The organism is Mycobacterium sp. NGS41, assembly GCF_059812725.1.
This window is the reverse complement of record NZ_JCALDF010000003.1, coordinates 174,224-199,400: the sequence shown is the minus strand read 5'-3', so window position 1 is coordinate 199,400 and position 25,177 is coordinate 174,224. Positions and strand designations below refer to the sequence as shown.

Genomic DNA, 25,177 nt, shown 5'->3' with positions numbered 1-25,177 from the left:
TCACATCTATCACGATGGGCTTACGCAGACATGGTCATGCACAGCGAACTGCTCATGCAGCAGCTCGAATACCTGGTGTCACTGGCTCACGAGCGGCATTTCGGCCGTGCCGCCAAGGCCTGCCACGTCAGCCAACCGACGCTGTCGGTGGCGATCAGACGTCTGGAACACGAACTGGGCGTTGTGCTCGTCTTGCGCGGTCGCCGGTTCGAAGGGTTCACCGACGAAGGCAACCGCGTCGTCACCTGGGCGCACCGTATTCTTGCCGAACGCGACGAACTGCTGGCCGACGTCGAGCGGATGCGCGGCCGCCTGACCGCCACCGCGCGTATCGGCGCGATCCCTACCGCCGTCCCCGCGAGCCCACTGCTGACGACGCAATTTTTCCAGGACAACCCGGATGCCGCGATCCGCGTCGAGGTTCTGTCGTCTCGTGAGATCGCCAGGCGGCTAGCCGATTTCGAGATCGATGCCGGACTGACCTACCTCGACGACGAAACGCCGCCGGGCAGCAGACGCATCGAGCTCTACCGCGAACGCTATGTGCTGCTGGCGCCGTCGGCCCACCCGCTGATGAGTCAAAACGAGGTGCGCTGGGCGCAGGCGGCGGAATTGCGGCTCTGTGCGCTGACACCCGCGATGCGCAACCGCCGGATCATTGACGCCCAGATGGCTGTGGAGGGCGCCGAGCTACGTCCAGTTGTTGAAGCCGATACCGTCGGCGCAATCTATGCACATCTGACCAACTCGGACCTGGCGACAATCGCGTCACACGCGTGGCTACACGGCTTCGGAGTCCCGTTGGGCATGGCTGCACGGCCTGTGGTGCAACGCGAGCCGGGCCCGGCGGTTGGCCTCATCGTGTTGGACCGGGAGCCGAATTCCATTGTGGCCGAAGCGCTTGTGGCCGCCAGCGCCCACGCCGCGTTCAGCGCAACACTGCGGTCCGCGCTTGACAGCCGGCTGGCTGCGGCTCCCTAGCTCAGCATCTCGGAGATGGGCGTAGCGGCCGCGATTTTGCCGCGAACCTTCATGACCTTGCCCGGCATGCCGCCGCCGACCACGCCGACCAAGACACCGTCGCGCTCGTAGTAAGCCAGGAACTTACGGCCGTCATCCTCGACCAGGTGCACGATGTCGGTGGCTTCCGGCTCCCCCAGGCACTGGATCTTGACGTCGTATTGATCGCTCCAGAAGTACGGGACGACCGCGGCCGACGGCACGTCCTGGCCCAGCATCGCCGGCACCACGACGCGGGCCTGGTCGGCAACATTGCTCCAATGTTCCACGCGCGCTTGGTGTCCCGTCTGATCACGCCAGGAGGCGACGTCGCCGAGTGCCCACACATTGGGAGCGCTGGTGCGTCCGGCCTCGTCGCAAATGACGCCGTTGGCGACCGCGATGCCGCTGCCGTCCAGCCATTCGGTCGCCGGACGCGACCCGATACCGACGACCACCAGATCCGCTGCCAGCTCGGTGCCGTCACTGAGCACTACCGTGTCGACGTGGCCCGCACCGCGCACCTCGGCCACCCCCATTCCGGTGCGCACGTCGACCCCCTCGGTGCGGTGCAGCCGCGACACCAGCTCACCGATCTGCTCGCCGAGCACGGCGGCCAACGGCGTGGGCTGCGGCTCCACCAAAGTGACGTCCACGCCCAGATTGCGCAGACTGGCCGCGACCTCACACCCGATGAAGCCGGCACCGACGACCACCACACGCTTGGCGGCGGCCGCGTGGCTACGCAGTGCCATGCTCTCGTCGAACGACCGCAACACCCGAATGCCCTCAAGATCGGGAAACGACGGAATGCGCCGCGGCACCAAACCGGTGGCGATCACGAGTTGGTCGTAGCCGAGCATGGATCCGTCCGCCAGCGTCACCGTCTGCGTTTCGGTGTCGAGGTTGGTGACGGCCGACCCCAGCCGCAGGGTGACGTCCTTTTCGTCGTACCACTCGCGCGGCTTGAGTACGACGTCGTCGACCTCGCTGCGTAGCACTTCCTTGGACAGCGGGGGCCGGTCGTAGGGCAGATGCACCTCGTCGCTGACGATCGTGATGGGACCGGTGTACTCGGCCCGGCGCAGTTGCTCGGCGGTGCGGGCGGCACCGAGCCCGCCGCCGACGATCACGATCCCGTTGGTGTTCGTGCTACTGGTCACGAGGAGTTCATAGCACGATCCCGGATCAGTACTTCAACGCGCCCTTGTCCACCGGGATCTGCGTGCCCGACAACGTGCCCGACCCATCGCCGGCCAACCAGACCACGACGTCGGATACCTCGTCGGAAGTCATAAAACCCTTGTACTGCACCGGCATTGGCGGGAAACTGTGCACGAAGCGGGGATGCTTGGCGAATATCTGCATCATTGCCTCCGGCTCGATCATCGGGGTGTCGACCGAGTAGGGGTGGATGGAGTTGACCCGGATGTCGTATTCGCCGAGCTCGATCGCCAGGGTGTTGGTCAGTGCGGTGAGTCCGTGCTTGCTGGCCGAGTAATGTCCGTTGCCCGGCGTCGCCTTCAGTCCCGCCGACGAGCTGACGACCACAATTGAACCGCCGTTGCCGGCCTCGATCATCGCGGGCACCGCGGCGCGCAGGGTGCGCCAAGTGCCGGTCAGGTTCACCCCGATGACTGTCTCCCACTGCTCGTCGGTGAGTTCCCAGACCCGGCCCCAGCCAAGGACTCCGGCGTTAGCCACCAGGATGTCGAGCCGGCCGAATTGTTCGACGCCGTCGGCGACCAGTTGCCGCAGTGCGACGTCGTCGCGGATGTCGACCTCGCGGGACAGCACCTTGCGGCCTTCGGCTTCCACCAAGCGAACGGTTTCGCTGAGGTCCTCCGGCGTGGCCGGTGTGTAGGTCAGGGTGTCGGACACCGGTGCGCAGATGTCCAGCGCGATGATGTCAGCGCCTTCCCGGGCAAGCCGCACCGCGTGCGACCGCCCCTGGGCGCGGGCTGCGCCGGTGATGAATGCCACCCGGCCTTGCAGGGATCCAGCCTCTCCAGTCACCCAGACAGGCTAACAGCGAAACTGAAACGTGTTCTAGTTGGGCTGCTCTACGGGCCGAGCAGACGCAAACTCGCGTGATCCGGCGTCGTAAAATGCGATGCTGCGTCTGCTCGCCGGAGACCGGCGCTAGATCTCGGAGATGATCTGGGCTCGTTGGGTGCTGTATTCCTGCTCGCTCAACGCGCCGCTGGTCCGCAGCGTCTCGAGTTTCTGGAGCCGTTCGGCGATCGACTGTTGCGGCGGCGCGGCGACCGATGCCGCATGCGGCGGCGGTGCCGCCTCTTCGGCGGCCCGGCGCACCACCGCTTGGATCTGCTGACGCAGTCCGGGATTCGACCGAATGTCGACCATCCGGTTCAGCGGCACATTGTTCGCCTTGAGGATCTGCAGGATCTCCATCAGCGGACCGGCCTGGCCGCTGAGGTCGTAAGTCTTATTGTCTTCGGCCAGAGTGAACTGCGCAGGCATGAGACCGTTGACCAGACCACTACGCTCCCAGTCGATTTCGCATTCCTGCGTGTTGGGGTCCACCAGGACGACGAGCTTGCGCGCGAAAAGGTTGCCCTGCTGCGCGATGCCGGCGGTCACCCGCTTCTCGGTGTCGAACGGCACAAGCCCCGTGCCCGCGACGTGCAGGCCAACCTTTACCACCCGCCGGTCGTTGATCTCCATACTCGTCTCGGTGAGCCCAGTGATCTGGGCCAGCGCCAGCACCCCGTTCTGCTCGAGCGCCGCCGATCGGACGGCCGCATTCTGCCCGAAGATGGCCAGCGCGATCGCGGCCACCACGTCGAGCACGGTGATCAGCACGCCGACATAGAGCATCCACTTGATCGCGTCGCCGAAGTCGCCCATGGCAAGTAGACGACCACAAAGATCGGGCCGACCAGGCCACCGCACAGCAAAACCAGTAACTGAGCCTTCAGATAGCGCCACAACATGTGCCTACTCCTCCAGTGACCCGACAGTTCTGTGAGAGTAGTGCTGCAACTGCCGCTACCGATCACAAATTCGGCAGCGCAAGGCAAACACAAACGACGAGACCGCCGCCTTGGCGACCAGACGTAAAAGCCCCCGACGCGCCGGGCGTGCGGAGGCTTTTACGTCTGGTCGCGCAGTAGACCTACTTGATGATCTTGGTGACCCGGCCGGCGCCGACGGTACGGCCACCCTCGCGGATGGCGAACCGCAGACCCTCGTCCATGGCGACGGGCTGGATCAGCTTCACCGAGATGACGGTGTTGTCGCCGGGCATCACCATCTCGGTGCCCTCCGGCAACGTCACCACACCGGTCACGTCGGTGGTGCGGAAGTAGAACTGCGGACGGTAGTTGTTGAAGAACGGCGTGTGCCGGCCGCCCTCGTCCTTGGACAGGATGTAAACCTGGCCCTCGAACTCGGTGTGCGGGGTCGTGGTGCCGGGCTTGATGACGACCTGACCGCGCTCGACGTCCTCACGCTTGACACCACGCAGCAGCAGCCCGACGTTGTCGCCGGCCTGCCCCTGGTCGAGCAGCTTGCGGAACATCTCCACACCGGTGACGGTGGTCTTGGTCGTGGTCGGACGGATGCCCACGATCTCGACTTCCTCGTTCACGTTGACCACGCCGCGCTCCACACGACCGGTCACCACGGTGCCACGGCCGGTGATGGTGAAGACGTCCTCGACGGGCATCAGGAACGGCTTGTCGGTCTCGCGGACCGGGTCCGGGATCGACTCGTCGACGGCGTTCATCAGCTCCTCGACGGACTCGACCCACTTCGCGTCGCCCTCGAGCGCCTTCAGCGCCGAGACGCGGATCACCGGAGCCTCCTCGTCGAACTCCTGGGCCGCCAGCAGTTCGCGGACCTCCATCTCGACGAGCTCGAGCAGCTCCTCGTCGTCCACCGCGTCGGCCTTGTTCAGCGCGACCAGGATGTAGGGCACACCGACCTGGCGGGCCAGCAACACGTGCTCGCGGGTCTGCGGCATCGGGCCGTCGGTGGCTGCCACCACCAGGATCGCGCCGTCCATCTGGGCCGCACCGGTGATCATGTTCTTGATGTAGTCGGCGTGACCGGGGGCGTCGACGTGGGCGTAGTGGCGCTTGTCCGTCTGGTACTCCACGTGCGCGATGTTGATCGTGATACCGCGCTGACGCTCCTCGGGCGCGTTGTCGATCTGGTCGAACGCCTTCGACTCGTTCAGGTCCGGAAACTTGTCGTGCAGGACCTTGGTGATAGCCGCGGTCAGGGTGGTCTTGCCGTGGTCAACGTGACCGATGGTCCCGATGTTGACGTGGGGCTTGGTCCGCTGGAACTTCGCCTTCGCCACTTCTGTGTCCTCCTGGACTGTTGGTGCTTAAAAAAGCAGTGTTGATTTTTTCGGTTTTGCCGCGGTGGTAACCGGGTCAGCTTACTCGTACGCTCCGTCTCACTCGCCAGTCGCCTTCGCGATGATCTCCTTCGACACGTTCGCCGGCACTTCGGCGTACGAATCGAACACCATGGAGTAGTTCGCCCGGCCTTGAGTCTTAGACCGCAGGTCGCCGACGTAGCCGAACATCTCCGACAGCGGCACGTGCGCCTTGACGACGCGCGCACCGGCCCGCTCCTCCATGGCCTGAATCTGACCACGGCGAGAGTTGAGGTCGCCGATCACGTCGCCCATGTAGGTCTCGGGCGTGGTGACCTCGACGGCCATGATCGGTTCCAGGATGACCGGCTGAGCTTGCGCCGCAGCCTTTTTCAGCACCTGAGAACCGGCGATCTTGAACGCCATCTCCGACGAGTCGACGTCGTGGTAGGCGCCGTCGAGCAGGGTGACCTTCAGGTTCACCAGCGGGTAGCCGGCCAGCACGCCGTACTGCATGGCGTCCTGCGCACCGGCATCCACCGAGGGGATGTACTCGCGCGGGATCCGGCCACCGGTGACCTTGTTCTCGAATTCGTAGGTCGCGCCGTCTTCGCCCTTGAACGGTTCGAGTTTGATGATGACCTTGGCGAACTGGCCCGAACCGCCGGTCTGCTTTTTGTGGGTGTACTCGACGGTCTCCACCACACGGCGGATGGTCTCCTTGTACGCCACCTGCGGCTTGCCGACGTTGGCCTCGACCTTGAACTCGCGGCGCATACGGTCCACCAGGATGTCCAGGTGCAACTCGCCCATGCCGCCGATCACGGTCTGGCCGGTCTCCTGGTCCAGATGCACCTTGAAGGTCGGGTCCTCTTCGGCGAGCTTCTGGATCGACAGGCTCAGCTTCTCCTGGTCGCTCTTGGTCTTCGGCTCGATGGCCACCTCGATGACTGGGTCGGGGAAAGTCATCGACTCCAGCACGATCTGGTTGTTCGGGTCGCTCAACGTGTCACCGGTGGTGGTGTCCTTGAGCCCGATCACCGCATAGATGTGACCGGCCGAGGCGCGCTCCACCGGGTTTTCCTTGTTGGAGTGCATCTGGAACAGCTTGCCCAGACGCTCCTTCTTGCCCTTGGTGGCGTTGATGACCTGGCTGCCCGACGCGACCGTGCCCGAATACACGCGGATGTAGGTGAGCTTCCCGAAGAACGGGTGCGTGGCGATCTTGAACGCCAGTGCCGCGAAGGGCTCATCGGTTGTCGCGTTGCGGACAACCTCCTCGTCCTCCCTGCCGGGCGGGTGCCCGACCGCCGGCGGCACGTCCAGCGGCGACGGCAGGTAGTCCACGACGGCGTCGAGCATCGGCTGCACGCCCTTGTTCTTGAACGCGCTGCCGCACAGCACCGGGTAGATCTCGGAGTTGATGGTCAGCTTGCGGATCGCGCCCTTGATCTCGTCGATCGTGAGCTCTTCACCGCCGACGTACTTCTCCAGCAGTTCTTCATCGGTCTCGGCGACGATTTCGATCAGCTGGGTGCGGTATTCCTCGGCCTTTCCGGCCAGCTCGGCCGGGATCTCGATGGTGTCGTAGGTCTCGCCCAGCTTTGTCTCGCCGCGCCACACCTTCGCGTTCATCTCGACCAGGTCGACGATGCCTTCGAAATCGGCTTCGGCGCCGATGGGCAGCTGGATCGGCACGGCTTTGGCCCCGAGCCGCTCTTCCATCGTGCGCACCGAGAAGTAGAAGTCGGCGCCGATCTTGTCCATCTTGTTGACGAAGCAGATGCGAGGCACGTCGTACTTGTCGGCCTGCCGCCAGACCTGCTCGGACTGCGGTTCGACGCCTTCCTTGCCGTCGAACACGGCGACGGCCCCGTCGAGCACCCGCAGGTTGCGCTCCACCTCGACGGTGAAGTCCACGTGTCCAGGCGTGTCGATGATGTTGAGCTGGTTGTCTTTCCAGAACGTCGTAGTAGCCGCGGAGGTGATGGTGATCCCGCGCTCCTGCTCCTGTTCCATCCAGTCCATGGTGGCGGCGCCGTCGTGGACCTCACCGATCTTGTAGTTGATGCCGGTGTAGTAGAGGATGCGCTCGGTGGTTGTGGTCTTGCCGGCATCGATGTGCGCCATGATGCCGAAGTTGCGGACCTTGCTCAGGTCGGTCAGCACGTCCTTCTGTGCCACAGAAGTCTTCCCACTCTTTCGGTTGCTTGGTAGTTCGCTATCGGTTGCGCCCCGGCCGTATCACCGGTGGCTTCTTACCAGCGATAGTGCGCAAAGGCGCGGTTTGCCTCGGCCATCTTGTGGGTGTCCTCGCGCCGCTTGACGGAGGCCCCGAGGCCATTGCTGGCATCCAAAATCTCGTTGGCCAGCCGCTCGATCATCGTCTTCTCCCGGCGTTGCCGCGAGAAGCCGACGAGCCAGCGCAGCGCCAGCGTGGTCGACCGGTCCGGGCGCACCTCGACGGGCACCTGGTAGGTCGCACCGCCGACGCGGCGACTGCGCACCTCGAGGGCCGGCTTGACGTTGTCCAGAGCACGCTTGAGAGTGATGACGGGGTCGGTGCCGGTCTTGTCGCGGGCGTGTTCGAGCGCTCCATAAACAATGCGCTCGGCAAGCGATTTCTTCCCCTTCAGCAGAACTTTGTTCACCAATTGGGTGACCAGCTGCGACCCGTAGACCGGGTCGTTGACCAACGGACGCTTGGGTGCGGGGCCCTTGCGCGGCATCAGCTCTTCTCCTTCTTGGCGCCGTAACGGCTGCGAGCCTGCTTGCGGTTCTTGACGCCCTGGGTGTCGAGCGAACCGCGGATGATCTTGTACCGCACGCCGGGCAGGTCTTTCACACGGCCACCGCGCACTAGCACCATCGAGTGCTCCTGCAGGTTATGGCCCTCGCCAGGGATGTAGGCCGTGACCTCGACCTGACTCGTCAGCTTCACACGCGCAACCTTCCGAAGCGCCGAGTTCGGCTTCTTCGGAGTGGTGGTGTACACGCGGGTGCACACACCACGGCGCTGCGGGCTGCCCTTCAGAGCCGCGGTCTTGACCTTGCCGATCTTATCCCGACGACCCTTGCGGACCAGCTGCTGAATGGTTGGCATCTACCGGCTTTCTGTGTCGTTTCTATGTTGCTCTGCGTTGCTCGTTGTCGCATGCGCTTGCCCCGGATTTTCCCGATGCATCCTGGACATGCGAATTGGCCCGGCATTCACGCCCTACGTCAGGCGCCGTAAGCCGCCAGGCACGAGCTACCACAATACCCGCCGCTGGTCTGGCAGGTCAAAGCGGTGCTCGCGGCCGCGTGCAGGCCTTTCACCCGTCGCTAGCTCGACCTGGCACCGCCGGGCGCGGTGCGCCGATCCATGTCCCCCAAACCCCGAGCCAGCCGCAGCACCATGTCGGAGAACACGGCGTCGGTGTCGATGTCGTCCATGACCCCGGTCATCTCCAGCAACACGAACCCATGCAGGGCCGACCAGAACTCGAGCGCGGCGTGAAAGGCCTCGTCGCCGTCGAGGCCGTAGGAGGACAGCACCGAGATGACCGGTGCGGCCGCGCCCCTGGTGGCCGCGGTGTACTCGGGGTCATCGCCGCCCAGCGGCATCCGGGTGAACGCCGAGTACCGGCCCGGGTGGTGGTGGGCGTAGCTGCGATAGGCACCGGCCATCACCAACACCGCGTCGTCGCGCGCCCGGCCCTCGCCGACCCTGTTCAGCATCCCGATGATGTCGTCGATCACCCGGATGCGCACAGCCCGGCGCAGGTCTTCCAGGCTGTCCACGTGGTTGTACAGCGACGGCCCCTTGGTTCCGAGCTGCGTGGCCAGCGCGTTGATGGTCAGCGAATCCCAGCCTTCCCGGTCCAGGAAAGTCAGGGCGCCATCGACGATGCCGTCGCGGCTCAGCTTGGCTGGGCGGGCTGCGGATTTGCCCGCACGCTGGCGCCCACCCGCCGACGGCGGTTCCGGCTGAGCTGCCATGCGATCGCCCTTCGATTTCGATGACCCGTTCACGGAGTCAACTAATGACTCTAGTTGACGAGGTCGCGAAACCGCGGTGCTCGACGGTGGTGGCCCACGGGTGGCGGATTCACCGCTTGATCGGTGGTCCAGTAAATGCCACTTAAAGTCTGTTATCGGGCAGCCCGAAGCACGTAGGCTCAGTCGAGCAGATCCCGCTGAAACGAAGGGGGACCGCGGTGAAGTGGACAACCGCCCTTGGGTCGCTGGCCACCTGTGCCATCACGATCGCCGCCGTACCCGCCGCTACACCCCCGACCGCGCACGCCAAGAACGGCGACACCCATGTCATCGGTGAGGGCCTCGAGCAGCTAGTGGACTGCAACGACGCCACACTGTTCGTCAACGGCACGTCAAATATCGTCACCGCGAAGGGAAACTGCTGGGCCGTGACGGTCATGGGCTCGTCCAACACCATCATCGCGGACAGCGTCACCCACGACATCACCGTCTACGGATACGACCAAACGGTGTTCTTCCACGGTGGCGACCCGATTATGTGGGACCGCGGCCGCGAACTGGGCATGGTCAACCGGCTGCAACGGGTGGGCCCCTGACAAAACGCAACCACAGCCGTCACTACCTCGTAAGTAATCCGCCCCTGCCCCACTACCTACTGAGAATCGAGGAACTATGCGCGCTCATGGAACTGCAGACTCATTCAAATTCGCCGGGTTAGCCTTGGCGTCGGCGGCGATAGCGACCGCTGTCGGGCTGGTCGGCTGCAGTTCGACCTCCAGCCCCCCGGCGGCCACTTCGGGGACGTCGGGAACTTCGGCGACAAGCGGCGCGAGCGCGACGACGACGGCGAGCAGCGGAAGCGGAAGCACGGAGCCGTCTAGCTCTGGCAGCGCAACGACAACGGTGTCCATCGAGACCGGCAACACCCTGAGCTATGGGGCGTCGGGGACCACCGCCACCATCGACTGTGCCGGCGGCAAGAACCTCAACGTGGTCGGCGCGAACAACACGCTGACTGTCACGGGCACCTGCGACAAGGTGAAGATCCTCGCCGCGAAGAACAACATCACCTTCGACAAGGTCAGCACCAAAGTCACCGTGCTCGGAACGGACAACACCATCACCATCAAGGACGGCAAGCCCAAGGTCGACAACATCGGCGGGTCGAGCAACACCATCAATGGGGGAAGCTGACCGGCTAACTCGCGGAGGCGCCGTGACGGCCGGCGCCCGCGGCGAACCGTCCGGCCCCTTCCGTGGCTTCGGCGGCGACGCGGGAGATGCTGGCGAATTCGACGTCGATGGCTTGGGATTCCGGTAGGCCCCACTGGTTGAGCGCCGAGAGCCGATCGGAGCGCATGCACTGTTGCGGCAACGCAGCCAGCTCGGCCGCCAGTTCTTCGGCTGCCTGCCGGGCCTGACCCTTGGGCACCACCCGGTTGGCCAACCCCATCGCCAGCGCTTCATCGGCCTTCACCCCGCGGCCGGTGAGAATCATGTCCATCGCCCGGCTGTGGCCGATCAGCCGGGGCAGTCGCACGGTGCCGCCGTCGATGAGCGGCACACCCCAACGTCGGCAGAACACGCCGAACACGGCGTCTTCCTCGGCCACCCGTAGATCGCACCACACGGCCAGCTCCAGACCTCCCGCGACGGCGTAGCCACTGACCGCGGCGATCACCGGCTTGGACAGCACCATTCGCGACGGCCCCATGGGGCCGGGCCCGTCCCGATGCACTGCGTTGGCTTCCCGTGTGCCGAAGGCCTTCAAATCGGCTCCGGCGCAGAAGGTTCCGTTGTCGCCCCACAACACGGCTACGGACGCGGTGTCGTCGCGGTCGAATTCGTCGAACGCCGCGTACAGCGCCGCTGCCGTTGGGCCGTTGACGGCGTTGCGCGCTTCCGGCCGGTTGATGATCACCGTGGTCACCGGACCATTGCGCTCTACTCGCACCGGATCGGTCATGTCACCTCCACGAGTTGTTGTTTCAAGTCACGTCGCTCCGCGAGTTCGGTGGCGAAGTCATGGTACGCAGCACGTAGTCCCGCACCGGGCCACTCAGCCGGCAGCAGTTCGGCGGGCAGCATCGGGTCGGTGAGCAGGTGACGCACGATGGCCGCGGCCACCACGAACCGACCGGGAATGTCTGAGGCTTGGGTCATCTCGGCGAGCAGCCGGTGGCCGGTCTGCGCCCACCCGGACAGATCCCACAGCCGGCCGGCCAGCTGCGCTGGGTCGTCGTCGCGCGCCTTCAGCACCCGCACCCTCGCCTGCACGTCGGCGTCCAACGTCAGATCGAGGTTGTCAGGTCGCAGCCACACCCCTTCGCGTAGTTCACCGAAACGCTTGTCGTGCATGGTGCTTCGCAGCGCGGCCCGGGTGCGCGCGTCGGTGCCCACGCTGGTGACGATCACCATGACCCAGTCTCCGTGCCAGTCCCGTCTCTGTGGGCGCATGGCGTCGTCCTGGCGACGCTGGCGGGCCAGCAGCCGATCCGATAGCCGGTAGCCGTCGGCGGACCGGATCAGGTCGCCGGCACTGACCATGCGGGTCAGCGCTACCCGTAACGTCGTCTCCTTAATCCCGAAATCCGTTGTTAGCCTAATCAATTCGCCTGCGCTGGCCACCGCGGGATGGGCGCCGAGCAGCACGCTGAGCACCACTGACCGGGCCGTCATGGTGGGCATCGTTTACACCTGGGATGCTTTGCGGCCGTAGTCACCGAACGGCTCGTCGCGGTGCTTGACCGCATCCCGGAAGCCGTGTTCGACCGCGTCGGCGACGAAGGCGTGGCCCTCGGGTGTGTGCCGGGCGACACCGTCGAACACGGTGCTGACCATCCTGCTGGTGGCCACACCCTGTTGCAGCAGTGCGGAATTGAGCGCGAGCTTCACGATGATCAGCTGGTTGACCGGCACGGCCGCGATCCTTTGCACCAACCGTTCAGTTCGCTCGTCCAGGTCTTCGGGAGCCGGCGCCTCGACCGCCAGGCCCCACTCGGCGGCCTGTGCGCCGGTGATGCAATCGCCGGTGAGCAGAAGGCGTTTGGCGCGCTGGTCTCCGAGCCGATGAGCCCATAGACCGGCCGCCGGCACACCCCACACCCGCGTCGGCGGGTAGCCGATCTTGGCGTCGGCGGCCGCGATCACCTGGTCGGCGTGCAGTGCGATGTCGGTGCCGCCGGCCACGCAGTAGCCGTGGATTTTGACCACGGTCGGCTTGTCGGCATGCATCAGGCTGGCGAACCCGCGCACGAAGCGGCTCATCATCTGGTAGTCGACCATCGGGTCCCACGGCTGATTCGGCAGGTGATTGACGGCCTGCGTCTTACCGTCCAGCACCGTGCCGTGATAGCCGCCTTCTCCGCCCGCCGACCCGGTTCGGTCGGCATATGCGCTCAGGTCGAAACCGGCGCAGAAGCCCTCGCCACGACCGGAAACCAGAATCACGTGCACATTGGGGTCCAGGTCGGCGCGCTCCACCAACGCCGACAGTTCCAGCGGAGTATCAGCGATGATCGCGTTGCCCTTCTCCGGCCGATTGAAGGTGATCCGCGCAACCCGGTCGGTGACCTCGTAGGTCATCGTTTTCAAGTTGTCGAAGTCGACCGGTCTGATCGCGTGCGTCATGTTGTGGGGCTTAGCCTTTGACCATCGCGCGCTCAAGGATGGGCGCGAGATCCAGCCCGGTGGGCATGGTGCCGAACGCGCCTCCCCACTGGCCGCCGAGCCGGGTGGCCAGGAACGCCTCGGCGACGGCGGGATGTCCGTGCCGCACCAGCAGCGACCCCTGCAATGCAAGGCAGATGTCCTCGGCGACCTTGCGACCGCGGTACTGGATGGTCTCCAGGTCGGCCAACTGAGGGCGCAGCTTGTCGATATGGCCGTCCAACCGCGCATCCTGCCCCGCGCTGGTGGCCAGCTCGTCGAACAGCACCTCAACCGACTCGGGACGGGTTGCCATGGCGCGCAGGGTATCTAGCGCACTGACGTTGCCAGAGCCCTCCCAGATGCCCATCAGCGGCGCTTCGCGGTAGAGCCGCGGCATGCCGGAGTCTTCGACATAGCCGTTGCCGCCCAGGCATTCCAGCGCTTCGGCCGCGTGCGGGGTGGAACGCTTGCACACCCAGTACTTGCTGGCCGCCAGACCGATGCGACGCAGCAGCGCTTCCCTTTGGTCGCCGCGCACCGCCTTGTCGGTCGCGCCGGCCATCCGCATCGCTACGATGGTGGCGGCCTCCGCCTCGACCGCCAGGTCGGCCAGCACGTTGCGCATCAGCGGCTGGTCAATCAGATAGGCACCGAACGCCTTTCGGTGCTGGGCGTGGTGGATGGCGCGGGTCAGACCGGTGCGCATGCTGGTCGCACTGCCCAGGGTGCAGTCCAGCCGGGTGAGGTTGACCATCTCGATGATGGTCGGGACGCCGCGGCCCTCCTCGCCGACCAGCCATGCGGTGGCGCCGTCGTATTCGACCTCGCTGGATGCGTTGGCGTGGTTGCCGAGCTTGTCCTTGAGCCGTTGCAGGAACATCCGGTTGCGGGTGCCGTCGGGAAGAATGCGCGGCAGCATGAAGCACGACAACCCTTTTGGTGCTTGCGCGAGCACCAGGAAGATGTCGCACATCGGCGCCGAAGTGAACCACTTGTGGCCGGTCAGGCTGTAGGTACCGTCTCTGTTGGGCGTCGCCTGGGTGGTGCCGGCACGCACGTCGGAGCCGCCCTGCTTTTCGGTCATCGACATGCCCGCGGTGATGCCGGCTTTGGTGGACGCCAGCTTGAGCTCGGGGTCGTATTCGCGGCTGGTCAGCAATGGCTCGTAAACTGCCGCCAGCTCGGGGTTGAAGCGCAGCGCCGGAACTACGGCGTACGTCATCGAGATCGGGCAGATGTGCCCGGGCTCTACCGCCCACACCGAAGTCTTGGCGGCCCGCACCACGTGCGCCCCCGGCCGCTCGTCGGCCCACGGCGCGGCGTGCAGACCGTGGGCGATCGCGGTGCGCATCAGTTCGTGGTAGGCCGGGTCAAACTCCACCTCGTCGACACGGTGTCCGTACTGGTCGTGGATGTGCAGGATGGGCCGGTTGCGGTCGGCCAGCTCGCCCCAGCGCTGGGCCTGCTGGCTGCCGTTGATCGCGCCGAGTTCGTTCACCTCGTCAAGGCCCCACTGACCGCCCTCGCGGATCAGGGCTTCGATGAGGACCGCGGAAGACGCGGGATTGTGGTTTTCCAGCGGCGGAACCTGGTTGGTGACGACATGGGTGTCTGGCATGGTGTCAATATTACAGTTTTTCGACAATCGCACAAGAGTTGTAACACCGCTGGCTGCGACTCGTTCGGAGCTACGCCTAGAAGGTCCAGCTGCCCTGCGGTGAAAGAACGAAGCCGTGTTGTTCGCCGTGGTCGGTCAGCTCGCAGGCGGTCATGGACGTGTCCACGCCGCACGTCTGTAGCGGCCCGTCGGTATAGCTCACCTTGCTGTGCGGAGGCAGCTGCTTGTAGTCCTCCGGGTTGACCGTCGTGCCGGGCAGGCCGGCGGTCGGCGGAATGATGTCCATTGCCGACAGATCGATGGTGGAGAAGGCCGTGGGGGGCGAGTTCGTTCCGCCGAAATAGTTCAATCCGACGTAATTGTCCGGTGTGCCCGGCAGGGTTCCCCAGCACTCCATGTGTGCCCCGTTCTGCTTGTGCGTGAAGCTCATACGGCAGCGGTAACCGCCTGGGGTTGAAAATTGCACGCCGGCGGTCAGGTAGGCGTGAAAGGTCGTGTAATCGGCCGTATTGACAGCGACATAGTTGCTCAGGTCAGGGAACTGGACAGGATCGGCGGCCGCGGACAGCGTCGAGGCCGGGACGGCGACAACGAAAGCCCCGGCGCATAGCGTCGCTTTCACAGCCATCAGTGTGCAGCGAAACTCGATGGTCGTCACGCATCGATCTCTTGGCCACGCTGCGGTCGTGGCCCGTCCGGAACAGGTGCGACCCGCTTGGGCGTTTTCAGACAGCGATAATCGAGGTGTGGAGTTCGCGATGCGATATGACCGGTGGTATCGCCCCGTGGCAACGGCCTTAGGCGCCGGACCCAAGCGGACAATAATCCGACTGGACGACAACACACTCCACGTCAAACACGGCTGGATGTTTCAAATCGATGTTCCGCTCAAGGACATCAAGTTTGCGCGTGTGATGTCCGAGCGCCCGCTGGCCTGGGGAGTCCATCCGATGGGCGACGCCTGGATGGTCAACGGTTCACGAGACGGCATTGTCGAGCTGAAGTTCGCGCACCCGGTGACCTCCAAATCTGTACAGCTGATGAGCTCAACTTGGGGCGAAGTTCGTAGCCTCTACCTCAGCCTGACAGACCCGACTGGTTTCATCGCGGCACTAAATGCTTCGGATGGCGAGCGCCGTCGCACCGGCTGCTGATAGCTCTTACCCTCAGCCGCTTGTGTTTTCGCGCAGGAATGCGATGTCGTCCTTGCGGCCCTCGTCGGCCGTTTCGCAGATGACCGGAGCATCGGCCGCTTGGACGACAGCCACCAGCAGGTCAGGGTCGATCTGACCGGTGCCGAAGTTGGCGTGCCGGTCCGCGCCCGATCCGGCGGCGTCGCGCGAGTCGTTGCAGTGCACCAGGTCGATGCGGCCGGTAAGGGCCTTGATGCGGTCGACGGCGTCCACCAGCTTTTCCCCCGCGGCCCAGGCGTGGCAGGTGTCCAGGCAGAAGCCGATGCCGCTGTCGCCGATGTGATCCCACAGCCGGCCGATGGTGTCGAAGTGGCGGGCCATCGCGTGGTCTCCGCCCGCGGTGTTTTCCAGATAAACCTGTACATCGGTTTCGAGGTACTTGAGCGCCTTGACCCAACGCTCGAACCCGGCCTCCATGTCGTTGTCGTCGGCGTGGCCGCCGTGCACGATCACCGCCGTCGCGTCGATTTCGGCCGCCGCGTCACAGGTGTCTTGCAGGATCTTGCGCGACGGGATACGGATGCGGTTGTTGGCCGATGCCACGTTGATGAGGTACGGCGCGTGGACGTACAGCGGCATGCTCGACGCTTTCAGCTTGTCGGCGTCGTCGCGCGGCTTGGGTTTCTTCCAGCTCTGCGGGTTGCCCAGGAAGAACTGCACCACGTCGGCGCCGTCTGCCTGCGCTGCGGCCAGAGGATCGTCTTGGTGGACATGCGAACCGATGAGCACGGCGGCCAGTTTACCCATGGCGAGCAGACGCAGAATCGCACGATTCGGTTCCCGAACGTGCGATTCTGCGTCTGCTCGCGCGGCAACTTAGCTAGCTAAGCGCGGCGTCGACAGCTGGCCGTTGATGCGGGCCGTCAACCCAACTGGATCGCCTCGAATATCGTCGACCGTGATCGGAATGGTAGTCCAACCACATTCCTGCAGCCGGGCGGTTTTCAACCGGTCGTGGAGCAGCGCATCGCGCCCCACGTGCCATTCCACACTGTCGTATTCGGCGACGACCATCGCGTTCGGCCACGCGAAGTCGACCCTCCAGCGCTGACCGTAGCGGTCCACGATCTCGTACTGCAGTTCCGGCCTCGGCAATCCACCATCGATAAAAACCAGCCGCGCTTCGCTTTCCATCGGTGACTCGGCACGGCCATCTGCGTAACCCATTAGCTCCCGAATCTTGACGATGCCGCGCCGGCCCTTCTGTTCGCGGATCGCTGCGTGCAATTCGCCTGTCGTGCAAGCGGTTAGATGCAACGCCGCATCAAGCGTCGCCAAAGCGCGCGGCCGTCGCAACGTCCGCGCGACTTCTATTACCGTCCAGGCCGGAGCGGTGGCCAGTCGGCCCTCGACCCGCCGCAAGGGCGCACCGATTCGCTGGTGCACCATGAGCCCTTTTGACGGTCGCATCCGTATTCCCGGATCAAGAACGTGGAGGCGCGACGTGCTCTCGGTATCGAAGCCGTACAGCGCTGCGGCTGTCCCCATACATGCCACCACGTGACGTCCCGTGAAGAGATCGAGTGCCCGTAAGCGGCCCAACAGGTCCGGTTTAGCTGCGGCGTAAACGCCATACCAGACCCTGATGAGACAGCCCTTTTTCACCTGGATGTCGAGTTCCTGACGAGTCATCACAGTGCGCAACTGTGCCGTAGTCGCGAACCCGCCGGCCTCGGCGAGAATGGTTAGGGCATCGGGATGCACGCTGGAAGCATGCGGGCGCTACGAGGGATTGGCCAGCCACCCTGTGGAAAAGGCGCCGATAAGACGCAGAGTCGCACGATCCTTGGTCGGATCGTGCGACTCTGCGTCTGCTCGCGAGGGGAAGTGCTCGCCAGGTCTACCGGTAGTCGGAATACCCGTAGTCGTCCAGCGGAACGGCAGCACCGGTCGCCTGGCCGAAGTCCGGGCTGTAGTACTGATCCTCGTAGGACGGAATCGTGTACGCCGCGGCCCGGGCCTCCTCCGTCGGCTGCACCTGGATGTTGCGGTAGCGGTTGATACCGGTACCGGCCGGGATCAGCTTTCCGATGATCACGTTCTCCTTCAGACCGTTGAGCTTGTCGCTGCGGCAGTTGATCGCCGCATCGGTCAGCACTCGCGTGGTCTCCTGGAACGACGCCGCACTCAGCCACGAGTCGGTGGCCAGCGACGCCTTCGTGATACCCATCAGCACCGGACGGCCGGCGGCGGGCTCGCCACCCTCGGCCACCACCCGGCGGTTCTCCGCCTCGAACTCCGCACGGTCGATCAGCGAGCCGGGCAGGAACTCCGTCGAGCCCGAGTCGATGATGGTGACCCGGCGCAGCATCTGGCGAACGATCACCTCGATGTGCTTGTCGTGGATCGACACACCCTGCGCCCGGTAGACCTCCTGGACCTCGCGGACCAGATGGATCTGCACCTCGCGCGGGCCCTGCACGCGCAGCACCTCGTGCGGGTCGGCCGAGCCTTCCATCAGCTGCTGACCCACCTCGACGTGGTCGCCGTCGGAGAGCACCCGCTCGGAACCGTCCTCGTGCTTGAACACACGCAGCCGCTGCCGCTTCGAGAGCTTGTCGTACACGACTTCCTCGCCGCCGTCGTCGGGAACGATGGTGATCTTGTAGAAGCGCTCACCGTCCTCGAGACGGACACGACCGGTGACGTCGGCGATCGGCGCCTTGCCACGCGGCACGCGGGCCTCGAACAGCTCCTGCACCCGTGGCAGACCGCCGGTGATGTCCTCACCCACACCACCCTGGTGGAAGGTACGCATGGTCAGCTGCGTGCCGGGCTCACCGATGGACTGGGCCGCGACGATGCCGACGGCCTCGCCGATGTCGACCAGCTTGCCGGTCGCCATGGACCGCCCGTAGCAGGTCGCGCAGACGCCGGTGCCGGTGGTGCAGGTCAGCACCGAACGCACCTTGATCTGCGTGATGCCGGCCGCCAGCAGGGCTTCGATCGACGGGTCACCAAGGTCCTCGCCGCGCGCGACGACGACGTTGCCGGCCTCGTCGACCGCGTCGGCGCCCAAAGTCCGCGCGTACGCCGAGGTTTCGATGTACGGGTCACGGATCAGGGTGCCGTCAGGCTGACGCTCGGCCAGCTCGACGACAATGCCGCGCTCGGTCTCGCAGTCGTGCTCGCGCACGATGACGTCCTGCGACACGTCCACCAGACGACGGGTCAGATAGCCCGAGTCCGCCGTACGCAACGCGGTGTCCGCCAAGCCCTTTCGAGCGCCGTGGGTGTTGATGAAGTACTCCAGCACGGTCAGGCCCTCACGGAACGAGGACTTGACCGGACGCGGGATGAACTCACCCTTGGGGTTGGTCACCAGACCCTTCATGCCGGCCAGCGTCCGGGTCTGGGTGAAGTTACCCGTGGCACCAGAGTCGACGATCGTGATGATCGGGTTGTCCACGGGATAGTGGTCCCGCAGCGCCTGGCCGACCTCGTCGGTGGCTTCCTTCCAGATCTCCACCAGCGCTTCGTTGCGCTCGTCGTGGTTCAAAGCACCACGCTGGAACTGCTTTTCGACCTTGTCGGCCCGATCCTCGTAGTGGTCGAGAATCTCCTTCTTACGCGGCGGCACCAACACGTCGGCCATGGAGACCGTGACCCCGCTTCGGGTCGCCCAGTAGAAACCGGCGTCCTTCAGCTTGTCCACCGTCTGCGCTACCACGATCATCGGGTAGCGCTCGGCCAGGTCGTTGATGATGGAAGCCTGCACCTTCTTGTGCATCTGCGTGTTGACGAACGCATAGCCCAGCGGCAGCAGCTCGTTGAACATCACCCGGCCCAGCGTGGTGTCGGCCGTCCATGAATCGCCCGGCTGCCAACCGTTTTGGCCGAACAGCTCCGCCTCGATGTCAGCCGGCGGGCGCAGCTGGCTCAACCGCACCTTGATCTTGGCCCGCACCGAAAGCACCCCGCGGTCGGCCGCCATGATCGCCTCTGCCGGCGAGGAATACACCCCGGACTCGGGCTGGTCCTTCGCGGCGGGCTGGTACTCGCCCTTGTCGCCTTCGACCTCGGTGGTCAGGTAGTACAGCCCGGTCACCATGTCCAGTCGCGGCATGGCCAGCGGCCGGCCCGACGCGGGCGACAGGATGTTGTTGGACGACAGCATCAGAATGCGTGCCTCGGCCTGCGCCTCGGCGCTCAACGGCAGGTGCACCGCCATCTGGTCGCCGTCGAAGTCGGCGTTGAACGCCTCACAGACCAACGGGTGCAGCTGAATAGCCTTGCCTTCCACCAGCATTGGCTCGAAGGCCTGGATACCCAGCCGGTGCAGGGTCGGCGCGCGGTTCAGCAACACCGGGTGCTCAGCGATAACCTCTTCGAGCACGTCCCACACCTGCGGACGCTGGCGCTCCACCATTCGCTTGGCGCTCTTGATGTTCTGCGCGTGGTTGAGGTCAACGAGCCGCTTCATCACGAACGGCTTGAACAGCTCGAGCGCCATCAGCTTGGGCAGACCGCACTGGTGCAGCTTGAGCTGCGGACCGACCACGATGACCGAACGGCCCGAGTAGTCGACGCGCTTACCGAGCAGGTTCTGGCGGAACCGGCCCTGCTTGCCCTTGAGCAGATCGCTCAGCGACTTCAGCGGACGGTTGCCGGGCCCGGTGACGGGCCGGCCGCGACGGCCGTTGTCGAACAACGCATCTACGGATTCCTGCAGCATCCGCTTCTCGTTGTTGACGATGATCTCGGGCGCGCCGAGGTCGATCAGCCTCTTGAGCCGGTTGTTGCGGTTGATCACGCGACGGTACAAGTCGTTCAGGTCAGATGTGGCGAACCGGCCACCGTCGAGCTGCACCATCGGACGCAACTCCGGCGGGATCACCGGCACCGCGTCGAGCACCATGCCCATCGGCGAATTGCCGGACTGCTGGAAGGCCGCAACGACCTTCAGCCGCTTCAGCGCACGAAGCTTCTTCTGCCCCTTGCCGCTTCGGATGACCTCACGCAGCGAGTCGGCCTCGGCGTCGATGTCGAAGTTCTCGATCAGCTTCTGGATCGACTCCGCACCCATGGCGCCGGTGAAGTACTCGCCGTAGCGGTCGACGAGCTCGCGGTACAGGTTCTCGTCGACGATCAGCTGCTTGGGCGCCAGCTTGGTGAAGGTGCTCCAGATGTCCTCCAAGCGGTCCAGCTCACGCTGAGCGCGGTCACGAAGCTGCCGCATCTCTCGTTCGCCACCGTCACGGACCTTGCGCTTGGCGTCGGCTTTGGCACCCTCGGCCTCAAGCTCGGCCAGGTCGGCCTCGAGCTTCTGCGCGCGCGCCTCCAGGTCGGCGTCGCGCTGATCCTCAACGGCCTTGCGCTCCACCACCATTTCGGCCTCGAGCGTCGACAGCTCGTTGTGCCGCATCTCATCGTCGACCGCGGTGATGACGTAGGCGGCGAAGTAGATGATCTTCTCAAGGTCCTTCGGCGCCAGGTCCAGCAGGTAGCCCAACCGCGACGGCACACCCTTGAAGTACCAGATGTGCGTGACCGGTGCGGCGAGCTCGATGTGGCCCATCCGCTCACGGCGCACCTTGGCGCGAGTGACCTCGACGCCGCAGCGCTCACAGATGATGCCCTTGAATCGGACCCGCTTGTACTTGCCGCAGTAGCACTCCCAGTCGCGAGTCGGTCCGAAGATCTTCTCGCAGAACAGGCCGTCCTTCTCCGGCTTCAGCGTGCGGTAGTTGATGGTCTCGGGCTTCTTGACCTCGCCGTAAGACCATTGCCGGATGTCCTCCGCGGTGGCCAGGCCAATACGGAGTTCATCGAAGAAGTTGACGTCTAGCACGTAACTCCCTTTCCCCTAACGGGTTTAGTGACTTCAGAAAAAAGACAGATTTATGCAAGATCCTCGACAGACGCGGATTCGTTGCGCGACAAGTTGATTCCAAGGTTGGCCGCGGCCCGCTCCAGGTCTTCGTCCTCGCCTTCGCGCAGCTCGATCGCCGCGCCGTCGGACGACAGCACCTCGACGTTGAGGCACAGCGACTGCAGCTCCTTGAGCAACACCTTGAACGACTCGGGAATACCCGGCTCAGGGATGTTCTCGCCCTTGACGATCGCCTCGTAGACCTTGACCCGCCCGACGGTGTCGTCGGACTTGATGGTCAACAGCTCCTGCAGCGTGTACGCCGCGCCGTAGGCCTGCATGGCCCAGCACTCCATCTCGCCGAACCGCTGGCCACCGAACTGCGCCTTACCACCCAGCGGCTGCTGGGTGATCATCGAGTACGGGCCGGTGGAGCGGGCGTGAATCTTGTCGTCCACCAGGTGGTGCAGCTTCATGATGTACATGTAGCCAACCGTCACCGGGTACGGGAACGGCTCGCCGCTGCGCCCGTCGAACAGCACGGCCTTGCCGTCACCGTCGACCAGCACTTCACCGTCGCGGTTAGGCAGCGTGGCCGACAAGAGACCCTGCAGCTCCTCTTCCTTGGCGCCGTCGAACACCGGAGTCGACACGATCTGGTTCGGCTCGGCGCTCATCAACGCCTCGGGCAGGCTGGCCGCCCAGGAGGGCACCCCTTCTGAAACATTGATGTTCCAGCCGGACTTGGCCACCCAACCGAGGTGGGTTTCCAGGATCTGGCCGATGTTCATCCGTCGCGGCACACCGTGGGTGTTCAGGATGATGTCCACCGGGGTGCCGTCCGGAAGGAACGGCATGTCCTCGACCGGCAGGATCTTGCCGATCACGCCCTTGTTGCCGTGTCGTCCGGCCAGCTTGTCGCCGTCGGAGATCTTGCGCTTCTGGGCCACGTAGACACGGACCAGCTCGTTGACACCGGCCGACAGTTCGTCGTCGTCCTCACGCGAGAACACCCGGATGCCGATCACCTTGCCGGATTCACCGTGCGGCACCTTCAGGGAGGTGTCGCGGACCTCGCGCGCCTTCTCGCCGAAGATCGCACGCAGCAACCGCTCCTCCGGCGTCAGCTCGGTCTCCCCCTTCGGGGTGACCTTGCCGACCAGGATGTCGCCGTCGCGAACCTCGGCGCCGATGCGCACGATGCCCCGCTCGTCCAGGTCAGCGAGCACCTCGTCGGAGACGTTCGGGATGTCCCGGGTGATCTCCTCGGCGCCCAGCTTGGTGTCGCGGGCATCGATCTCGTGCTCCTCGATGTGAATCGAGGTGAGCACGTCCTCTTCGACCAGGCGGTTGGAGAGGATGATCGCGTCCTCGTAGTTGTGACCCTCCCACGGCATGACGGCCACCAGCAGGTTCTTGCCCAGCGCCATCTCGCCGTTGTCGGTGCAGGGGCCGTCGGCGATGACCTGGCCGGCCTCGACCCGGTCCCCGGCGTCCACGATCGGACACTGGTTGGCGCAGGTGCCGTGGTTGGAGCGCGCGAACTTGCGCATCCGGTAGGTACGCCGGGTGCCGTTGTCGTGCATGACGGTGATGTAGTCGGCCGACACCTCCTCGATGACGCCGCTCTCCTCGGCGACGACGACGTCGCCGGCGTCGATCGCGGCACGCAACTCCATGCCGGTGCCCACCAGCGGTGCCTCGCTGCGCACCAGCGGAACCGCCTGGCGCTGCATGTTGGCACCCATCAGGGCACGGTTGGCGTCGTCGTGCTCGAGGAACGGAATCATCGCGGTGGCCACCGACACCATCTGGCGCGGCGAGACGTCCATGTAGTCCACCTCGGACGACGGCACGTACTCCACCTCGCCCGCCTTGCGGCGGACCAGGACGCGCGGCTCGATGAAAACCGCGCCACCGGCGCCATTATCTTGCGTCGGCGAGTTGGCCTGCGCCACGACGTGGCGGTCCTCCTCGTCGGCGGTCAGGTAGTGGATCTCGTCAGAAACGACCCCGTCCACAACCTTCCGATAAGGCGTCTCGATGAATCCGAACGGGTTGACCCGCGCGTACACGGACAACGAACCGATCAGACCGATGTTCGGACCCTCCGGGGTCTCGATCGGGCACATCCGGCCGTAGTGCGACGGGTGCACGTCGCGGACCTCCAGCCCGGCCCGCTCACGGGACAGACCGCCCGGACCCAGCGCCGAAAGCCGGCGCTTGTGGGTGAGACCCGACAGCGGGTTGTTCTGGTCCATGAACTGCGACAGCTGGCTGGTCCCGAAGAACTCCTTGATCGCGGCGACCACCGGGCGGATGTTGATCAACGTCTGCGGCGTGATCGCCTCGACGTCCTGCGTGGTCATCCGCTCCCGGACCACCCGCTCCATCCTGGACATACCGACCCGGATCTGGTTCTGGATCAGCTCGCCCACCGTGCGCAGCCGCCGGTTGCCGAAGTGGTCGATGTCGTCGGTTTCCACCGGCACCTCGACGCCGCCCGGAACCGTCATCGTGGTCTGGCCCTCGTGCAGGCGAACCAGGTATTCGATGGTGGCGACGACGTCCTCTTCGGTCAGCGTCGAGCTCGTGATCGGCTCACCGGCGTGCAGCCCGAGCTTCTTGTTGACCTTGTAGCGGCCCACGCGGGCCAGGTCGTAGCGCTTCTCCTTGAAGAACAGGTTCTCCAGCAGCGTCTGCGCGGACTCCTTGGTCGGCGGCTCGCCCGGGCGTAGCTTGCGGTAGATGTCCAGCAGCGCCTCGTCGGTGCCGACGGTGTTGTCCTTCTCCAGCGTCGACATCATGATCTCGGAGAAGCCGAACCGCTCCACGATCTGCTCGCTGGTCCAGCCAAGGGCCTTGAGCAGCACGGTGACCGGCTGCCGGCGCTTGCGGTCGATACGCACACCTACGGTGTCGCGCTTGTCGACGTCGAACTCCAGCCAGGCGCCCCGGCTGGGAATCACCTTGACGCTGTGCAGCAGCTTCTCGGTGGACTTGTCGATGGACTCGTCGAAGTACACCCCCGGCGACCGCACCAGCTGGCTGACCACGACACGCTCGGTGCCGTTGATGATGAACGTGCCCTTCTCGGTCATCATCGGGAAGTCACCCATGAACACCGTCTGGCTCTTGATCTCACCGGTGTTGTTGTTGATGAACTCGGCCGTGACGAACAGCGGAGCCGCGTAGGTGATGTCCTTGTCTTTGCACTCGTCGACCGGAGCCTTGACTTCGTCGAAACGGGGATCGGAGAAAGACAGCGACATCGAGCCGGAGAAGTCCTCGATCGGGGACAGCTCGTAAAGCACCTCTTCCAGGCCGCCCATCACGCGGACCTCACCGCGGGCGGCGGCGGACTCGCGCCACCGGGGCGAGCCGATCAGCCACTCGAACGAGTCGGTCTGAACGTCGAGAAGCCCCGGAACTTCAAGCGGTTCGCGGAGCTTGGCGAAGGAAATTCGGTCCGGCGCTCCGGGCACGGAGCTATTGGATGAACTTCCGTTAGAGGAACTTTGGCGACTCTGGTCTGTCTTGCTCTGGCGGAAATCTGCCAAGATGCATCCTTC

20 protein-coding genes and 1 pseudogene are annotated in these 25,177 nt (G+C 64.8%); 4 read left to right on the top strand and 17 right to left on the bottom strand.

All coding sequences use genetic code 11. The annotated features are described in order from the left end of the window. Window positions 1–36: 36 nt before the first annotated feature. On the top strand, window positions 37–981 hold the full coding sequence (locus AC5Y21_RS04785; RefSeq protein WP_499909942.1) for a LysR family transcriptional regulator: 945 nt from the start codon (window positions 37–39) through the stop codon (window positions 979–981). Here AC5Y21_RS04785 and AC5Y21_RS04780 read toward each other — a convergent pair. From AC5Y21_RS04780 to AC5Y21_RS04745, 8 genes and pseudogenes are all read right to left on the bottom strand, one after another. After that, complete coding sequence (locus AC5Y21_RS04780; protein ID WP_499909940.1) at window positions 978–2,162, bottom strand: NAD(P)/FAD-dependent oxidoreductase; 1,185 nt, start codon at window positions 2,160–2,162, stop codon at window positions 978–980. The two genes, AC5Y21_RS04785 and AC5Y21_RS04780, sit on opposite strands and share 4 nt — an antisense overlap. Window positions 2,163–2,187: 25 nt before the next feature. Next, entirely contained in the window at window positions 2,188–3,015 is an 828-nt protein-coding gene (locus AC5Y21_RS04775; protein WP_499909938.1) for a mycofactocin-coupled SDR family oxidoreductase, read from the bottom strand. 126 nt (window positions 3,016–3,141) lie between these two features. Beyond that, window positions 3,142–3,956: pseudogene (locus AC5Y21_RS04770) on the bottom strand (SHOCT domain-containing protein). 182 nt (window positions 3,957–4,138) lie between these two features. After that, entirely contained in the window at window positions 4,139–5,329 is a 1,191-nt protein-coding gene (gene tuf, locus AC5Y21_RS04765; RefSeq protein ID WP_499909936.1) for an elongation factor Tu, read from the bottom strand. Between the two features lie 99 nt (window positions 5,330–5,428). After that, window positions 5,429–7,534, bottom strand: coding sequence for an elongation factor G (gene fusA / locus AC5Y21_RS04760; RefSeq protein ID WP_499909934.1), 2,106 nt, complete (start codon window positions 7,532–7,534; stop codon window positions 5,429–5,431). Between the two features lie 74 nt (window positions 7,535–7,608). Then, window positions 7,609–8,079, bottom strand: a complete 471-nt coding sequence (gene rpsG / locus AC5Y21_RS04755) for a 30S ribosomal protein S7 (protein ID WP_499909932.1) — start codon at window positions 8,077–8,079, stop codon at window positions 7,609–7,611. After that, window positions 8,079–8,453, bottom strand: coding sequence for a 30S ribosomal protein S12 (rpsL, locus tag AC5Y21_RS04750; RefSeq protein WP_003879423.1), 375 nt, complete (start codon window positions 8,451–8,453; stop codon window positions 8,079–8,081). Before rpsL ends, rpsG begins: the two co-directional genes overlap by 1 nt. A 221-nt stretch (window positions 8,454–8,674) precedes the next feature. Then, window positions 8,675–9,331: a TetR/AcrR family transcriptional regulator gene (locus tag AC5Y21_RS04745; RefSeq protein WP_499909929.1), complete on the bottom strand. Its 657-nt coding sequence runs from the start codon at window positions 9,329–9,331 to the stop codon at window positions 8,675–8,677. A gap of 218 nt (window positions 9,332–9,549) precedes the next feature. Here AC5Y21_RS04745 and AC5Y21_RS04740 point away from each other — a divergent pair, with 218 nt between their 5' ends. Continuing rightward, the gene (locus AC5Y21_RS04740; protein ID WP_499909927.1) at window positions 9,550–9,927 is read left to right on the top strand and encodes a DUF3060 domain-containing protein; all 378 of its coding nucleotides are present in this window, start codon (window positions 9,550–9,552) and stop codon (window positions 9,925–9,927) included. Window positions 9,928–10,003: 76 nt separating this feature from the next. Continuing rightward, entirely contained in the window at window positions 10,004–10,525 is a 522-nt protein-coding gene (locus AC5Y21_RS04735; RefSeq protein WP_499909924.1) for a DUF3060 domain-containing protein, read from the top strand. Window positions 10,526–10,529: 4 nt separating this feature from the next. Here AC5Y21_RS04735 and AC5Y21_RS04730 read toward each other — a convergent pair whose 3' ends face one another. From AC5Y21_RS04730 to AC5Y21_RS04710, 5 genes are all read right to left on the bottom strand, one after another. Continuing rightward, a complete protein-coding gene (locus tag AC5Y21_RS04730) occupies window positions 10,530–11,297 on the bottom strand; it encodes a crotonase/enoyl-CoA hydratase family protein (RefSeq protein ID WP_499909922.1) in 768 nt (255 codons plus the stop codon). Continuing rightward, a complete protein-coding gene (locus tag AC5Y21_RS04725; protein ID WP_499909920.1) occupies window positions 11,294–12,019 on the bottom strand; it encodes a PaaX family transcriptional regulator C-terminal domain-containing protein in 726 nt (241 codons plus the stop codon). The genes AC5Y21_RS04730 and AC5Y21_RS04725 overlap by 4 nt, the downstream gene beginning before the upstream one ends. A gap of 3 nt (window positions 12,020–12,022) precedes the next feature. After that, window positions 12,023–12,961, bottom strand: coding sequence for a crotonase/enoyl-CoA hydratase family protein (locus AC5Y21_RS04720; RefSeq protein WP_499909918.1), 939 nt, complete (start codon window positions 12,959–12,961; stop codon window positions 12,023–12,025). Between the two features lie 10 nt (window positions 12,962–12,971). Further along, the gene (locus AC5Y21_RS04715) at window positions 12,972–14,600 is read right to left on the bottom strand and encodes an acyl-CoA dehydrogenase family protein (protein ID WP_499909915.1); all 1,629 of its coding nucleotides are present in this window, start codon (window positions 14,598–14,600) and stop codon (window positions 12,972–12,974) included. 76 nt (window positions 14,601–14,676) lie between these two features. Beyond that, window positions 14,677–15,258 carry a hypothetical protein gene (locus tag AC5Y21_RS04710; RefSeq protein ID WP_499909913.1) on the bottom strand — a complete coding sequence of 194 codons (582 nt, stop codon included), beginning with the start codon at window positions 15,256–15,258 and terminating at the stop codon, window positions 14,677–14,679. A gap of 88 nt (window positions 15,259–15,346) precedes the next feature. On the opposite strand from AC5Y21_RS04710, the gene AC5Y21_RS04705 reads away from it, so the two are divergent. Then, window positions 15,347–15,754, top strand: coding sequence for a hypothetical protein (locus AC5Y21_RS04705; protein ID WP_499909911.1), 408 nt, complete (start codon window positions 15,347–15,349; stop codon window positions 15,752–15,754). 12 nt (window positions 15,755–15,766) lie between these two features. Here the strand turns inward: AC5Y21_RS04705 and AC5Y21_RS04700 are convergent, their stop codons facing one another. The 4 genes from AC5Y21_RS04700 to rpoB all read right to left on the bottom strand — a co-directional run bounded on the left by AC5Y21_RS04700 (window position 15,767) and on the right by rpoB (window position 25,165). Further along, window positions 15,767–16,522 (bottom strand): deoxyribonuclease IV, encoded by a 756-nt coding sequence (locus tag AC5Y21_RS04700; RefSeq protein ID WP_499909909.1) that lies wholly within the window; start codon window positions 16,520–16,522, stop codon window positions 15,767–15,769. A gap of 87 nt (window positions 16,523–16,609) precedes the next feature. Continuing rightward, a complete protein-coding gene (locus AC5Y21_RS04695) occupies window positions 16,610–17,497 on the bottom strand; it encodes a type IV toxin-antitoxin system AbiEi family antitoxin (RefSeq protein WP_499909907.1) in 888 nt (295 codons plus the stop codon). A 136-nt stretch (window positions 17,498–17,633) separates the two neighbouring features. Further along, complete coding sequence (locus AC5Y21_RS04690) at window positions 17,634–21,584, bottom strand: DNA-directed RNA polymerase subunit beta' (RefSeq protein ID WP_499909905.1); 3,951 nt, start codon at window positions 21,582–21,584, stop codon at window positions 17,634–17,636. A gap of 50 nt (window positions 21,585–21,634) precedes the next feature. Beyond that, entirely contained in the window at window positions 21,635–25,165 is a 3,531-nt protein-coding gene (gene rpoB / locus AC5Y21_RS04685; protein WP_499909903.1) for a DNA-directed RNA polymerase subunit beta, read from the bottom strand. Between the last annotated feature and the right edge of the window lie 12 nt (window positions 25,166–25,177).

Bases quoted from the DNA above. Each gene is read 5' to 3' on its own strand.
- AC5Y21_RS04785 (WP_499909942.1), top strand. From the start codon at position 37: ATGCACAGCGAACTGCTCATGCAGCAGCTCGAATACCTGGTGTCACTG.
- rpsG (WP_499909932.1), bottom strand. From the start codon at position 8,079: ATGCCGCGCAAGGGCCCCGCACCCAAGCGTCCGTTGGTCAACGACCCG.
- rpsL (WP_003879423.1), bottom strand. From the start codon at position 8,453: ATGCCAACCATTCAGCAGCTGGTCCGCAAGGGTCGTCGGGATAAGATC.
- AC5Y21_RS04745 (WP_499909929.1), bottom strand. From the start codon at position 9,331: ATGGCAGCTCAGCCGGAACCGCCGTCGGCGGGTGGGCGCCAGCGTGCG.
- AC5Y21_RS04735 (WP_499909924.1), top strand. From the start codon at position 10,004: ATGCGCGCTCATGGAACTGCAGACTCATTCAAATTCGCCGGGTTAGCC.
- AC5Y21_RS04730 (WP_499909922.1), bottom strand. From the start codon at position 11,297: ATGACCGATCCGGTGCGAGTAGAGCGCAATGGTCCGGTGACCACGGTG.
- AC5Y21_RS04725 (WP_499909920.1), bottom strand. From the start codon at position 12,019: ATGCCCACCATGACGGCCCGGTCAGTGGTGCTCAGCGTGCTGCTCGGC.
- AC5Y21_RS04720 (WP_499909918.1), bottom strand. From the start codon at position 12,961: ATGACGCACGCGATCAGACCGGTCGACTTCGACAACTTGAAAACGATG.
- AC5Y21_RS04715 (WP_499909915.1), bottom strand. From the start codon at position 14,600: ATGCCAGACACCCATGTCGTCACCAACCAGGTTCCGCCGCTGGAAAAC.